The sequence below is a fragment of the Bacteroides caecigallinarum genome, assembly GCF_021530995.1.
Taxonomy (GTDB): domain Bacteria; phylum Bacteroidota; class Bacteroidia; order Bacteroidales; family Bacteroidaceae; genus Phocaeicola; species Phocaeicola faecigallinarum.
Genome location: NZ_JADYTF010000093.1, coordinates 1 through 14243, shown reverse-complemented (window position 1 = coordinate 14243; position 14243 = coordinate 1). Strand labels below are relative to the sequence as shown.

At 46.9% G+C, this 14243-nt stretch carries 14 protein-coding genes and 1 pseudogene; 5 read left to right on the top strand and 10 right to left on the bottom strand.

Annotation, left to right across the window (positions count from 1 at the left end; all coding sequences use genetic code 11):
- Positions 1 to 113 precede the first annotated feature (113 nt).
- A pseudogene (locus I6E24_RS12150) lies at positions 114 to 1190 on the top strand (phage integrase SAM-like domain-containing protein); the annotation flags it as partial.
- Positions 1191 to 1441: 251 nt separating this feature from the next.
- Here I6E24_RS12150 and I6E24_RS12145 read toward each other — a convergent pair.
- The gene (locus I6E24_RS12145; protein WP_235328808.1) at positions 1442 to 1690 is read right to left on the bottom strand and encodes a hypothetical protein; all 249 of its coding nucleotides are present in this window, start codon (positions 1688 to 1690) and stop codon (positions 1442 to 1444) included.
- 659 nt (positions 1691 to 2349) lie between these two features.
- Positions 2350 to 2976 (bottom strand): helix-turn-helix domain-containing protein, encoded by a 627-nt coding sequence (locus I6E24_RS12140; RefSeq protein WP_235328807.1) that lies wholly within the window; start codon positions 2974 to 2976, stop codon positions 2350 to 2352.
- Between the two features lie 23 nt (positions 2977 to 2999).
- On the opposite strand from I6E24_RS12140, the gene I6E24_RS12135 reads away from it, so the two are divergent.
- Together I6E24_RS12135 and I6E24_RS12130 are read left to right on the top strand one after the other, a co-directional pair.
- Positions 3000 to 3803 (top strand): Ig-like domain-containing protein, encoded by an 804-nt coding sequence (locus I6E24_RS12135; RefSeq protein ID WP_235328806.1) that lies wholly within the window; start codon positions 3000 to 3002, stop codon positions 3801 to 3803.
- A gap of 287 nt (positions 3804 to 4090) precedes the next feature.
- Entirely contained in the window at positions 4091 to 4870 is a 780-nt protein-coding gene (locus I6E24_RS12130; protein WP_235328805.1) for a DUF6261 family protein, read from the top strand.
- 38 nt (positions 4871 to 4908) lie between these two features.
- On the opposite strand, the gene I6E24_RS12125 is transcribed toward I6E24_RS12130, so the two are convergent.
- The 6 genes from I6E24_RS12125 to I6E24_RS12100 all read right to left on the bottom strand — a co-directional run bounded on the left by I6E24_RS12125 (position 4909) and on the right by I6E24_RS12100 (position 11202).
- Positions 4909 to 5211, bottom strand: a complete 303-nt coding sequence (locus I6E24_RS12125) for a hypothetical protein (RefSeq protein ID WP_235328803.1) — start codon at positions 5209 to 5211, stop codon at positions 4909 to 4911.
- A gap of 251 nt (positions 5212 to 5462) precedes the next feature.
- Positions 5463 to 7193 (bottom strand): ABC transporter ATP-binding protein, encoded by a 1731-nt coding sequence (locus tag I6E24_RS12120; protein ID WP_235328802.1) that lies wholly within the window; start codon positions 7191 to 7193, stop codon positions 5463 to 5465.
- Between the two features lie 8 nt (positions 7194 to 7201).
- Complete coding sequence (locus I6E24_RS12115) at positions 7202 to 7822, bottom strand: class I SAM-dependent methyltransferase (protein WP_122120994.1); 621 nt, start codon at positions 7820 to 7822, stop codon at positions 7202 to 7204.
- A 7-nt stretch (positions 7823 to 7829) separates the two neighbouring features.
- The gene (locus I6E24_RS12110) at positions 7830 to 9632 is read right to left on the bottom strand and encodes an ABC transporter ATP-binding protein (protein WP_235328801.1); all 1803 of its coding nucleotides are present in this window, start codon (positions 9630 to 9632) and stop codon (positions 7830 to 7832) included.
- A 10-nt stretch (positions 9633 to 9642) separates the two neighbouring features.
- The gene (locus tag I6E24_RS12105; RefSeq protein ID WP_235328800.1) at positions 9643 to 10464 is read right to left on the bottom strand and encodes a class I SAM-dependent methyltransferase; all 822 of its coding nucleotides are present in this window, start codon (positions 10462 to 10464) and stop codon (positions 9643 to 9645) included.
- A gap of 126 nt (positions 10465 to 10590) precedes the next feature.
- Positions 10591 to 11202 (bottom strand): TetR/AcrR family transcriptional regulator, encoded by a 612-nt coding sequence (locus tag I6E24_RS12100; RefSeq protein WP_141427651.1) that lies wholly within the window; start codon positions 11200 to 11202, stop codon positions 10591 to 10593.
- Between the two features lie 509 nt (positions 11203 to 11711).
- Between I6E24_RS12100 and I6E24_RS12095 the strand changes: the two genes are divergently transcribed.
- Positions 11712 to 12008 (top strand): helix-turn-helix domain-containing protein, encoded by a 297-nt coding sequence (locus I6E24_RS12095; RefSeq protein ID WP_235328799.1) that lies wholly within the window; start codon positions 11712 to 11714, stop codon positions 12006 to 12008.
- Between the two features lie 30 nt (positions 12009 to 12038).
- Positions 12039 to 12332 carry a helix-turn-helix domain-containing protein gene (locus tag I6E24_RS12090; protein ID WP_204404250.1) on the top strand — a complete coding sequence of 98 codons (294 nt, stop codon included), beginning with the start codon at positions 12039 to 12041 and terminating at the stop codon, positions 12330 to 12332.
- Positions 12333 to 12432: 100 nt separating this feature from the next.
- Here the strand turns inward: I6E24_RS12090 and I6E24_RS12085 are convergent, their stop codons facing one another.
- A complete protein-coding gene (locus tag I6E24_RS12085; protein WP_455577812.1) occupies positions 12433 to 12807 on the bottom strand; it encodes a transporter in 375 nt (124 codons plus the stop codon).
- Positions 12808 to 12851: 44 nt separating this feature from the next.
- Positions 12852 to 14243, bottom strand: a 1392-nt coding sequence (locus tag I6E24_RS12080; protein WP_235328797.1) for an IS4 family transposase, incomplete at its 5' end; no start/stop codon positions are given.

Sequence of the window (14243 nt, the reverse complement as noted above, 5' to 3'; positions counted from 1 at the left end):
CCCCCAAGCATGATATAGAAAACTGCTGTTCATTACTGTACATTTGTTTGTGGTGATTCAAATATACAATTTGTTCAGCGGTTTTCTTCGTTAATTAACAACTATCACGCGAAATGTCGGATGAACCGCAAAACAGGCTGTCGGACGGCAGAATTAGTTTGTATCTGGAGTATTATTTGGGTAGAGAGGAAAAGCCTGTATTGGATGAAAACGGTAATCAGGTGTATTATGAAAGCGGTAAGATGCGGGGAAAGCCGAAGTTCGCTATCAAGCATCACAGGCGAAAAGAGAATCTCAGCCTGTATCTGATAGAGAAGCCACGTACCCCTGCGGAACGCCAGCAGAACAAGGAAACACTGGAGCTTGCTGTAAAAATACGTGCCGAACGTGAACAGGAGTTTAAGGAAAGTATGTTGGGCTATCGCCTGAAAAAAGACCAGAACGTGAATTTCTTGGATTATTTTCAAGCCTATATCAATGACTATACCAAGAAAGACATTCGGATGGTGCAAATCGCCCTAAGCCGTTTCAAGGACTTTTTGAAGGAGCATTACCCGATGCACGAGTTCGGCATCAAGCCGGAACTTATCACGAAAGACATGATGGAACAGTTCGTAGCTTATCTGCAATCCCGGAGCGTGGGCGAAGGGGCTAAAAGCATCTTCCAGCGTTTCAAGAAGGTTATCCACTATGCGATTGACCACGATGTGATGCTGAAAGACCCCTGCAAAGGCGTTACCTGCAAGGCGGATAGCCAGATACTACGCAAGGACGTGCTTTCGCCGGAAGAAATCCAGCGGTTGATTGCGTGCCATTATGACAACGAGAACCCCAACGTAAGGCGTGCGTTTATCTTTTGCCTGTATTGTGGCTTGCGCTTCTGTGATGTGAAAGACCTTACCTATAAGAATATCGACTACGCTAATAAGCTGCTAAAATTTGAGCAGAACAAGACCAAAGGTCATTCCGCCAGTAGCGGTGTGGTCATTCCGCTCAATGACGGTCTTCTTTCGCTTGTGGGAGAACCGCCGGCAGACGGTAACAAAGACGCTCTCATCTTCAACCTGCCTTCGTATGAAAGTTGCTGCAAATCCGTCAAGCGTTGGGTGAAAAGAGCCGGGATAGATAAGCACATAAGCTGGCATGTCGCAAGACATATCACTTTCTCTTATTTGCTAAAAATAAGAAACTTACAAAGATTGTCAGCTTAACAGGTAACGATTTGGAAACCAGCGGGCTTCTCTATTCTGCAATGTTCTGCATCAATCAAAAGAACGCTTTTCTCATTTGCAAAAGTAGTGTTTTTCTCTTTCATTGCCAAAGTTATTCCTCTGAAAAATAGAGAAAATCAAACATCTTATCATTATTGTACATTTGTTGCACATCTTGCTGATGAAAATCAGTCGCACTGTCCTGCTTTTAATTCCATACCGTTTCCACATCATATTTGAGCCTGCCCATTTGCAAATAGCCTGTTGGTAGGTTTGCCTGTCTGTGTGCCGACAGGCAGGCACGCCGGCAGACCGGTCGGCAGGCAAGCAGGACGGCAGGCAGGTTGGAGCGCGGGCAGGCTTGCAGGCCAGTGTGTGTATGCCATGCCTATACGCTTTTGTTTATTGCACCATTCCTTTGTTGCTTCATTACTACGTTGATAGACGGATGTATTGTACCACCGATTTATATCATTCAAACTTCACCTCTCTAAAGCCACAATCCATTGCTGATACCTTTATTTGAAGTTTCGCTGTTGTAAACCTGCACAACAACACGACAGCAAACCAGCATATCATTGAAACCATGTTGCTTCCTATCTGCATTGAATTACTTTCTTGGTTGTCGGGTTCTGTTCATCGTCGATTTTGTAAATCATTGGTTTGCTGAGCTTGTGAACAAGCGAGGATGTATTTGCCCAAAATAGCATTTCCTTATTGGTCTAATGTCTGTTTTGGCTGTGATTGGCACATATCGACATCGAATTGACACTATTGTCTGTTTCTCAGATGGATGAAAATCCGGCTTTGTTCTCTGTAAGCTCAATAAGGTGCAGGCTTGCACACCGCCCTCATCCCCTTTCTTCTTTTGGGCAGCTTAGGCATCGGGAAACGATGCTTTTAGAGCCGAAATAACAGCACAAATTCCAATCCGTTTGCTGACGGATTATTGATTTCACGAGAAATCAGCAAGGTGTCCTTCGAGTTACCCGAAGGCTTTTCGGTTACTGCCGAAAAGTGGCAGCAGCAAGGTATGTTTTGAGTTACTCAAAACCTTTCGAGTTACTCCCCGAAAGCCTTGCCGCTTGGTTGTCCTCCGAAGTCGGGCAACCTGTTTCTGACCTGCGGTAATCGTGTCTTATTCCTTGTACTTGATGCCATATTGTTTCATCTTGCCGTATAGTGTGGTGCGCCCGATGCCGAGCAGTTCAGCAGCCAGCGAGCGGTTGCCGTCCGCCTGTTTCAGAGCACGGATTATCTGCCTCTTTTCCATTTCCACGTTCTTCAAGGACAAGGATGCTTCTCCCGACAGCAGAGGTTCTTCAAAATTCAGTTTGTCAGCCGTTATCACATCCCCGTCGGTGAACAGCACCGCCGAACGTACAGTTCCTTTCAGTTCTCTCACATTGCCGCTCCACGGATGGGCGAGCATCCGCTTTCTTGCTTCCGCATAAAAGCCTTTCACCTGTTTGCCGAACTCCTTGTTGGCAAGTTCACGGAAGAAGTCCGCGAGCGGCATGATGTCCTCACGGCACTCACGTAGCGGCGGTATGTGCAACGTGTATTCCTTTATCCTGTGGAACAAGTCCTGACGGAAACGCTTTTCGGCTACTGCTGACTGCATATCCTCGTTGGTGGCGGCTATGATGCGCACGTCAGCAGTCTTTTCCTTGTTGCCGCCTATGGGTCTGTACCGTTTGCTCCTTGCGTGTATCTTCTCGGCGATTTTCTTTGCCCTGTTCTCCGATTTTCCATATTTTTGCAATTTGAAAATAAAAACGATTGAATATGAATATAAAATTTACCCTTGCCGCCCTGCTGTTTGGCAGCAATCTTTTCGCACAGACGCCTGCCGACAGCGTAACGATTCAAGGAACGGTAACTGATTTCAACGGCAATCCAATGAACAGTTGCACCGTGATGTGGAAAGCCCCCTCGTTCAGAAATATCATACAAGCTTCGACCGATGCGCAAGGACATTATTCCGCCCGCATCCCAAAAGGGAAATACCGAAGCGTGGCGGCTTGCCAAATGGATGTGTACCTGCATACAGCTAAGGCAGGCGTTTCCGATGCCGACCAGCGGCTGGAGTTCTGGGCATGGGATTTCATCGCCGACCGCGACACGACGCTCGACATCCGTTTCCACCGTATGGAAGTGTACGGGCTGCGTGTGTTCCGTGTTCCGGGCGGTATGCCCACCTATCAGATTTATGTGCGCCCGATGAGCCTGACACGCCTTCAGCAGATTATGAAACAAGATTTCGACACAAGAAACGGTGAGGATTTGAGTAAAATCCAATTGGGAACTGCCCAAAAAGATGCCAAAGGAAGTATCATGGCTCCTCACGCCGACCAGCTGAAAGCCACCGTATGGATAGACGGTGAGGAAGTGCCCGTGCTGATGAAGCAGGAAATCAAGGAATATTTCGGAGCCAACGAATACGGCAACGCCTATCTGCTGACGGTAGATCGTCCCAAAGGCACGACCGATTTGCCTTACCACGTTTTCAAGGTAGAGCTGGAAGACATGGAATATGGCGAGCGGGGCGAAGGCTTATATTATATGGAGAAGGATTCGTATGTGGAATAAAAAAGACTCTCGCCGACATTGAGAGCCGCACTTCACAGTCGATACCTCCAATCCGCCCCGATAACCGTCGCCAACCCAGTCGACAGCGTCAATCCGTCAGGATAAGTACTGTCGATTCAATCGACAACACAAATCGGCGCGGAGAAGCATCGTCGATTCAGTCGACGGCACAAATCCTATAGGACTGGCACTGCCGACTGGTTTTCCGCATATAATTTGTCCCGACGAAGAAAAAAGACTATATTTGTCAACGTAAAATTTTCGTATCATCCTTAAAATTGAAGCGTATGAAACAATTATCAATATTGAATATTGCCCGCCTTCGCACCGAGGAGTCGTTCGGCTATCAGAAACAGGTCGTGGCGGAAACGGCGAACCTGCCTATCGGCGAGGAGACAGGAACCCCAAGCGAGATAAGCCAGCTGTCCGCTACGAATCCCGTGTTGGAGGCAAAGGTTAACGATTTCACCACCGCTGTCGATGCTTTCGACGATGCGTTGAAGGCATCCTCCACGAATCCCGCCACCGCCACGGCGACCGCGACGGATGATGCCCGTGACGCATCTTGGCGTGGTGCGAACAATTATGTGACGGTGATGTGCGCCCATCCGACCGCCGAAGTAGCCGCCAATGCCGCCGAAGCGAAATCATTGTTCGACAAGTATGGCGACCCCACGAAGCTGGCGCAGACCGAGGAAAGCGGTGTATTACACAATCTGTTGCAGGACTTGGAAGCTCTTGATTCAAGCAAGCGCACCGCGTTGAATCTTGATGTATGGATTACGGATTTAAAAACGAAAGAAAACGCTTTCCTTGCCGCAGCCGCCCAGCGCACGGAAGCCGACGCTGCCCGTCAGGTGGGTATCGTGAAGGAAACCCGCACCGCCGCAGAAGCCGCTTACCGTTCATTGGTTGATACCGTCAATGCGTTGGCAATGATAAATGGTGATGCGGAATATGCTACTTTCATCGACCACGTGAACACGATGATTGAGCGTCAGAAAGCTATCTCAAAAGCACGCACTACGCGGGCGAAGAAGGAGGATGAGAAGCCGGGCGAGCTTTGATTCGTTGAGTAAGAATTAGGATTAGCCCCTGCAAGCCCCTACAAGCCACAATGCGTTTGCAGGGGCTTTTTCTGTAAACGGGTAGCACGTTTAGCTACTTCTGGCAAGAGATTCACTAAAAGGCTGTCGGCTTCTTCCTGCCGCTCAAATACCGACATGATGTGCCGCAGATGTTCTTCCTTGTTTGCCAGTAGAGAGCGAAGAGTGTCTATCTGCGCTGGATACACATATGCTGCACAATGGAACTTCAATGCTTGTAACAGACTATCTGTACACAGACGTTGGATACGGTAATGACTACAGTCTGTTCTGTTCCAATCAATGACACTCTCTCCCAACATGGTAAGCCGAGTGATATATCGATGGACATTGTGAATATCACGTATAGCTTGCTGTACTTCGCTGTTTTGTGAATCAATTTCTGATATTCGATGTCGCTCGTGTATCAGAATTGATGCCATAAAGCCGATAAGTACAACTAAGATAAAATATCCTACTAACACTTTATTCCGTAAATTCATTTAAGAATCTATTATTTGAAAGGATGCCTGCTTTATAAAGACAGACATCCTATTGATTTCTATGCCGCTTTTTACAGTTTCCATCCTGAGATTTGTTCCTGAATGTTCCATAGTTGGGCATACAACCCTTTAGCCTGCATCAATGTTTCATGCGTACCTTTTTCCCTTATCCGTCCGTTATCCAACACGATAATTTGGTCTGCGCCCTTAATAGTTTTAAGTCTGTGGGCAATGGCAATGACAGTACGCCCTTTGATGAGTGTGTCTATGGCTTTCTGTACTTCCACTTCATTTTCGGGGTCAAGTGAGGCGGTCGCTTCGTCAAGCAGGATGATTTGTGCGTCTTTCAGCATGGCACGGGCTATGGATATGCGTTGCTTTTCTCCGCCCGAAAGGGTGCAACCCCCTTCTCCCACCATTGTGTCGTAGCCTTGAGGCAAGCGCATGATGAAGTCATGGCAACAGGCTTTTTTAGCTGCGGCTATAATTTCTTCTTCCGTCGCGTCAGTTTTACCAAAGCGGATATTATTGCGTATGGTGTCCTGAAACAGATAGACATCCTGAAATACCATAGAGATGTGGCTCATTAGGCTTTCGGGATTTATCTCATTCATCGGAACACCATTGAAAAAGATACATCCTTTCTGTGGGTCGTAGAAACGGGCGCAAAGCTTCATCACCGTACTTTTCCCGCTTCCCGAAGGTCCGACAAGAGCCGTCAAGGAGTTTTTCGGGAGCGTAATGTTTATATCATGCAACACTTCCTTGTCCTGATAGGCAAACGATACGTGTTCAAACCGGATATCGCCTGCTGCCGGGGATTGCCGTTCTCCTTTCATCTCCGGCTCGTTCATCAAGGAAAGGATGCGTCCACCGGCAATGGAAAAATAGCGGAACTCGGTAAAGTTTGTCAGTGCGGAAGTCAGCGGGTCGAACACACGAGAACCGACTACAAGGAATAGCACGAATACAAGGATTGAAAGTTGCCCTCCCAACAGAAGGTAAGTTCCACATAGCACCATCATTGTCAGCCCGGCACGTACCAAAGTGATGCTCAACAAGACGAATGGGCCTAACAAGGCCTCCTGACGGATGCAAGCACGGCGAAGTTCCGCAAAAGCATCGCGCAACCTAACAAAGCGATCACCTATCAGATTGTACGCTTTCATTACCCGAATACCCTGCAAGTATTCTTCCAACCGGTTCCCTGCATTGATTTTCGCTTGAATTTGCCTGCCGCTTAGACTTCGTTGTGCTTTTGTGCTTGCCCACAGGACGAGCAAGGCAAGCGGCAAGGCGGCAAACATACTGACCGCCATCCTCCAATCTATCCATACAAGCGAAGCAAAAGCCAGTACGGGCATGACTATGGCACCCATAAGTTGGGGCAGGTGGTGCGAAATTCCGGTTTCTGCCATCATGAAGTCCGTAACAAGCATAGACGACAAATCACCCGGATCACGTTTCGACAAAAAGCCCAACGATAGTTTCCGCAAGTGCTCCGCCAGCGACAAACGCCCGGAAGCACTCATTTCGTATGCTCCTCTAAAATTGGCTCGGTAGGATGCCCGTTCTGCCAAAGCCATGACCAGCATATAAACAGCCATAATGCCGAATATCCACCACAGGCGGGTCGTGTCAAGTGGCTGTCCGCTCCCGTCAAATGCACTGAAAATGATACGTATCGCTTCTATAGAAAGACAAAACGGTACTATATTCACTAAGTTGGCAAGCATGGTGTAACCCACCGGCTTGTAAAGTCTTTCCGTGTGACCTATTGTAATATTCTTTATTGCATTCATATCTTATTTTATTTATATGCTATAATATGTATTTCTTCCTTTTTACGGATTGTTCTGATGGATGAAAATCCGACTTCATGCAACCGTTCTTCCAATTCTGCCGGAGTATAGACAACCATACCATCTATCCGTTCCGTCCACATTTTTCCAAGTTCGGGGTCGCTCGCTTCCAGACTAATAAGGAAACAACCTCCTTCTCGGAGAACACGCGCCACTTCAGACAACGCTATGTTTACAGGCGACCAGAAATAGACCGTTTCAAAAGCCGTGATAGCATTAAAGAATCCATCCTCATAAGGTAATGAACAAACATTCCCTTGTTGTATGAAACATCTTTTATTCAAGTCTTTTTCGTTGTACTTTTGGGCGAATGAAACACTTTCTTCTGACAGGTCTATGCCGTAGATATTTCCTTTCGGACATAAATTCAATAAACGTTTCAAATTCGCACCACCGCCACAGCCTATATCAAGAACATTCCAATTCGGCTGCCATTCCACTTGCTTCATGCCACGATTAGCTAAAGATGCATGAAAACAATTCATTCCTCGCAAAATCATCCGTCCCCAAAATCCTTGCGGACAACTTGTGTTTTGCAAGACCTTGTTTAAGAAATTCTTCTTTCTCATATTGCTTTTAGTTTTTGTTCAATGTCCAATGGTATGCGCTCGTATAGGCATCCCACATATTTTTATATACACCCTCCGTCACGGACAGCTGTTCATGCTTTCCGCATTGCACAATGCGTCCTTCTTTCATGACGACAATCTGATGTGCGGAGATGATGGAAGAAAGGCGATGGGCAATCACAATGACCGTCTTGTCCTTTATCAGTGACTGCAAAGCCATCTGCATTTTATGCTCGTTTTCAGGGTCAGCGAAGGCAGTGGCTTCGTCCAACACCAGTATCGGAGCATTCTTCAATATGGCACGAGCCACACATATCCGTTGGGCTTCACCGCCGGACAGGAATACACCTTTATCGCCTATCCTTGTTTCGTAGCCTTGCGGCAAACGCTCTATGAAATCGTGGCATTGGGCAGCTTTCGCAGCGGCTATTACCTTTTCTTTTGTAGCATCTAGAGAACCTACGGCAATGTTCTCATATAATGTGTCGTAAAAAAGGAAAGTGTCTTGAAATACAAATGAAACCATGTCCATCAGTTTTGCCGTATCTATCTGACGAATGTCAATGCCTCCTATACAAATTTCCCCTTGCTCCACATCCCAGAACCGGGGTATTAGGTTGGCAACCGTTGATTTTCCGCTTCCTGAAGGACCGACAAGGGCGGTTATCTTTCCTTGTGGAGCTTTGAAGCTGACATCACGCAAGGCTTCCGTTCGTGTTCCCTGTTCCGTGTTTTCGTAGAAGAATGATACATGACGGAACTCTACATCGTAAGCAGCAGGCACTTGCGGATGTCCCGGCTCCGGCACAGGTTTCTTTTCAAGTATGCGGTCGATACGGTTTACACCTTCATCGATGTCGCGCGTATTACCTCCCAAGAATGTCAGTTTATAAACGGGGGAAGCCATACCCGGTCCCATGATAATGAAGAACAGCCATACTACCGCCAATGACAAGGATTGCGGACTGGCTTGCATCAGCAAGATGCCCATAGGAAGAATAAACGTTACCATCGAATTGAGCAAGACGGTAAAGGCAATCATCCCGCTCTGGTAGGTGTCACAGCATTTCAAGGCGAATGTCTTGTATGCCTGAATCTCGGCATTGAACTGACGGAACGAACGGACGCTTTGCCCGAATATCTTGACGACGGGCATTCCCCGTACATACTGCACAGCTGATGCGCTCATTTTTTCCTGTGCATCGTAGTAGATACCCATGAACTCCCTTGCCCTTTTTCCCATGAAATTGGAAAATTGCAGGAATAAGCTAAGTACCACAACGGCCAGGCACACGACTGTCAGCCACACATCCAGCGAGAAAAAGATGACCAGCATTACCACTACCGTTGCCATTACATTGACCAAATCAGGAATGGTATGGGCGATGAAGCCCTCTATTTTCTCGATATTCTGGTCCATTGTTTTCTTGATGGCTCCCGTAGAGGTGTTGTTCAGATACCCCAACGGGAGCTTGCCGATATGCTCGGACAAACGGACACGCAACCCATACAAGATACGGAATGCAGCCACATGTGAGGACATCAGGGCGGCATAGAGCAATATCAATCCGCCAACAAGCCCTCCAAATGCAATCCATCCCCAACGCATCATGTCCGTTCCGTCCAAAGCGGAAAGATTGGAGCCATTCGACAGCAACTCTTTCAAAATTTCATAAACTGCCCAATAAGGCACAAGCATACACACCGCGCTGCCAGCCGACAGCAGACCTGCTAATATAAGCAGACCTTTCCTTTGTCCCGCTATCTCGAACAGACGGGACAAACCTTTTTTCTTTTTTGACTTTTCCATTGTTATTACGCTATTTTGATGTGATTTTATATCCGAGCAATGAACTGAATTTGTAGCAGAGCCAAGGGATGCGCCCCAATATCTGCCCGAAGAAGAATCCCCAGCGTGAACGGAAGAACTTCATATAGTTTGCCTGTTCAATGAGCTTTAAAGACGGTTCCCATTGTTCCACTACATACCCGTTGCTTATGCCGGAACGGATTTGAGCCTCGTGTTTGCGGAGCGAATCGGGCTTCACACCATGTCGGCTCATTATCGTGCCGCACACGTCAAACCACAATTCACCTCCCCCGAAACGGTTTGCCACGTGATGCAGGAAGGATTTTACTTGCTTCTCGTAGAAGTACATCAGTACCCCCTCCACGATGAAGATAAATTCTGCTTCGGGGTGCTTCCGGCGCAGGTCATCCATCCAGTCGGTCTCCAACAAAGACGCTTCAATATAGACATTGTCCGGCTGTTCGGGTATCAATTCCCGGCGTAAAGCAATGACCTCAGGCAAATCCAAATCATAAAAGACTGCTTTCTGACTTCCGATACGCTGGAAACGGGTATCCAGTCCACATCCCACATTGACCACGACCGGATGCGAATGTGTCTTAATAAATCGGCGCACGGCGCAATCAAAATACCATCCACGCACCACACATCCCACTTCGCTCAACTTTGCCCCGTCGAACTGGGAATAATCGTATTCCAAACTGTCCGCCAGCCATTCCGCAGTCTTGTCATATAGGATGGGATTATTCCGGCTGCTTTCTTTGGCTCTCATGTATAGCGGAATAAGCAATGTTTCCGCTACAATGCTCTTAAACTCGTATTTCTGTTTCATATTTTGGGATATTTAATAGTGAACGATATTCAGAATTGTTCATAAAAAAAGGAGGAAACCTCCGTGAAGATTTCCTCCTTACCAACCGTTCTGATGCGGTTGAATGTTCGTATGTACGTTGTCTGTTCATATCTTAATAATAGCCCTCCAACCTTGGATTTCAAACAGGATATAATCGTGCAAAATAGCCTCCATTTCTTGCCGGGGTACGGAATGCATCAATAGTTCCTCGAACATCGTGAACATCCATACCGTATGCAAATGAATGATAAAATCGGACACAGCCGTATTGATTTCGGGATGTTTCCGCTGCATGGACGCGAACCACGCCTTAACCAATTCCGTGGAACGGTCGGTATAATTCTCACGGAAGCGTTCCAATGAAGAACCTTGCGCACGGAACAACAGTATTTCCATTAGCGAACGGTGTTTGTCTATAAGCGAAACATATTCGTCAATGCAGGATTTCAGGTATTTTTCCGACCGCATCATCATAATATCTTCGCCCCGTATGCCGTGGTGTTCTTGCAGCATGGCTTCCAAAGCGCACAAAACAGGACGGACCACTTCACGGAATAATTCATCTTTGCTTGTGAAGTAGTTATAGATATTCCCAACACCAACACTCGACAATTCCGCTATTTCGCGCATGGAAGTCTTGGAATAGCCTTTCTTCTCGAATTGCTGTCTGGCAATCGTCAATATCCGACCCCTTATGTCCTCTTTCAGCACTTGCATTTATAACGAACAATGTCTGTTTTTAATTTTTTGCAAAGGTATAAGGCTTGAAATTGTCGTGCAATACCTATTTTTAGGTATTTTGCGTCTTCCAAAACATGGGGAGCAAACCGTTTCGGTATGCCCGAAACACAAACTTGCTCCCCATCAAAACTTCTCCTTGATGGGTTAGCTTTTATGTTTCTTCAAATCAATCGTATTCCATAAAATAAAGTCATACTTCATTCTACATCAAGCTCAGATTTATTAGCAGGCTTATTTGAACCTGAAGAACGCCACAGGCTACCACACCGACGCCAAATGCTGCCACGCAGGTGCGAAGCGGTTGGATTATGCCGGACTTCGCTTTTCTTTGCATCACGGACGCTTGGAACAGCCGTCACGGGTTCGGCGGATAACGCCACTCCCTGCCACAAGCTGCCACGATTGTGCCAACCTATTGTTTGATGCACGATACCCATTTATTTTGCGTCCAAAACCGAGTATCAACATTAAAAACAGTATCGACAATGGAAGTATTGATTTTTCAGAAAGAGGCGTTTGAGGAAATGGCGGCGAAGTTCAGCCGCTTCTCAGACCGTGTGAACGAACTCCTTGCCAAGCAAGGCGGCAAGTCATTAAACCGCTGGATGGACAACCAAGAGGTCTGCCGACAGTTGAACATCAGTCCGCGCACCTTGCAGACGCTGCGTGACAACGGCACGCTGGCTTATTCGCAGATAAACCACAAGGTGTTTTACCGACCGGAGGATGTGCTGCGCATCGTCAAGCCCGTTGAACGTAAGCTGGTAGACAAAGCCGTTTGATTATTATGTACCACTAATTCCAACGTAACAATGAGTGAAATGATTACCAAGAACCATGCGCTTGTCGCCGAGTTCGGCGACAGCCTTGACCGTCTGCTGGACGGCATCGAGAACTTCATGGCAAACAGTCGTCCGACATTGGGCGGTGAACGTTTCCTGACGGACAGGGAGGTGTCGGCGCGGCTGAAAGTGAGCCGACGCACCTTGCAGGACTACCGCAACAACGGCATAATCGCCTATTACCAGTTGGGCGGCAAGATTCTATACAAGGAATCGGACATCGAAAGTATGCTTGCCGCCAATTACCGGGAAGCGTTCAGATAGTCTGACGGAAATCCCCTGTAAAACGGTGTTACCCTCAAACGGCGTAAGAGGTAGCCTTACACGCCGTTTGAGGGTATCTCATACGCCGTCTGAGGTCTGCTCAATTTCCCGCTCTCTTTCCACGCGACGTGAAGAGCGAAAAGAAAAGGTTGACGGACTGTCTGTTGTTCATGGTCAGCCTGCCCATGATGAACCGCCGGAAAGCCACGCTCTCCCTACTTCTCAACTTGAAGGAAACGGCTATCACCATTTCAAGGCTGTAAACATCGTAGTTTATCCCGTTGTCCTGTTTGATGTACCGCTTTGTTTCGCTTTCCAACAATTCCATGTTTTTGTAGATAGTGTGTATAGTCTTGCGGATGTCGCAGCCGAACACATTGAACGCATCGGACATTTCCTGTTGTGTCATCCAAACGGGAGCGGTCGGCATCGTGACCGCCCCGTTTTCTGTGATTGTGATTATTCCACGTTCCATTGTCATGCCTCATATTATTTATTATTTAAGTTTCGCAAGTAGCTTTATTCCGTTTTCTTCTCTGGACATAGCTTTTTGATGATAGCAATTTTTTGGTTATCATTAGCAATCATCCGGATGATTTCTTCTTCATCTGCCGAAAACAAGTCCGCGATGGCAGACACAATCTGCAAGATCAAATCCCAAATCCTTTCGGTTACGGACAGTTCCATTGTTCCATTAATGGTTTGGTTGAACAATCCTCCTATGGTTTCATAGGCTTCAAACCGCTTGATGAAAGAAAGGATATTGTACTGCATCACGGTCAGGCTGATGCTTGCTATCTGCGAAGAGAAGTTCAGGCATTGGCACTTCCCGAGTTTGAGTAGTCCTTTCATCTCAGAGAAGCAGACTTCAATGGCCCAACGCATGGAATAGATGCGGTATGCTTCAAAAAAGTTCAGTCCGGTATTGGTGGAAAGGAATGCGTTCCATGTTCCTTTCCGTCCTCTTTTACAGAAGAAGATGCGGATTTTCCGGTTGGCATATTCAGCATCTATATAAGCGTAATGACAATTCAGCTTGCGGCTGTACCTGACAGACTTTTCTTTTTTCAGTCTGTCAATGATGGCGGATGCGTTCAAGTTGCCAAACCTGGTCTTGTATCGGGTCTTGCCCATTTTAATCATGCCTATCAGATGGCATTTCAGATGTCTTGAGCAGATGAAATTCAACAAGTCGGCACAAGTAAACCAACTGTCAACCAGCAGATAATCAAAGCGTATGCCTCTCCTGATGGATTCTCTGACCATTTCAATGGAACGGTCGATCTTGTTTTGTCTGTATTCCTTTATACGGGTGTTGACTGCGGAATACCCGTCACGTTTCTTGCTGAAGCGTGCTTTCCGCTGCTTGTCGGTCAATCCTTGCTTCTTTTCAGGGTTCTTGCCTTCCTCCCCGTGAAGCGAGAAGTCAAGCAAGGTATGTGTCTTCCCGTCCGTATGGCACAGGAACAGCCCTTTGAAACCCAAGACGCTCTTGTGAAGAACGTGTGAATAGATGCGGCCTATCATTTCCGTCTTGAAACCTGTTTTCGGCAGGTCGGTATCGTCGATTATCAGACATTGGAGGGATTCTTTCGAGTCCTTCCTCGATGAAATCCGATTCAACAGGCGAATACTCACCAAATAGACAAGTTTGCGCCAGTCAATGTTGTCCTGCTCCATGAAACGATAGAACATATCCTTTTGACAGGAGAAAAACTTGGAAAGTCCCGAATGGTGATATTGGAAAGAGTTCTTGACCATGAAGAACGGGAAGACAAGCAGCTGTTCCAATACTTGAAGACAACTCAACTTGCAATTATGCCGTTTCTCAACACCAATGCAAGACGAACGCAGATTGAAATGACGGATTGTTGTCATAATACAGTTTATTGCCTTGTTGCAATCATTTTT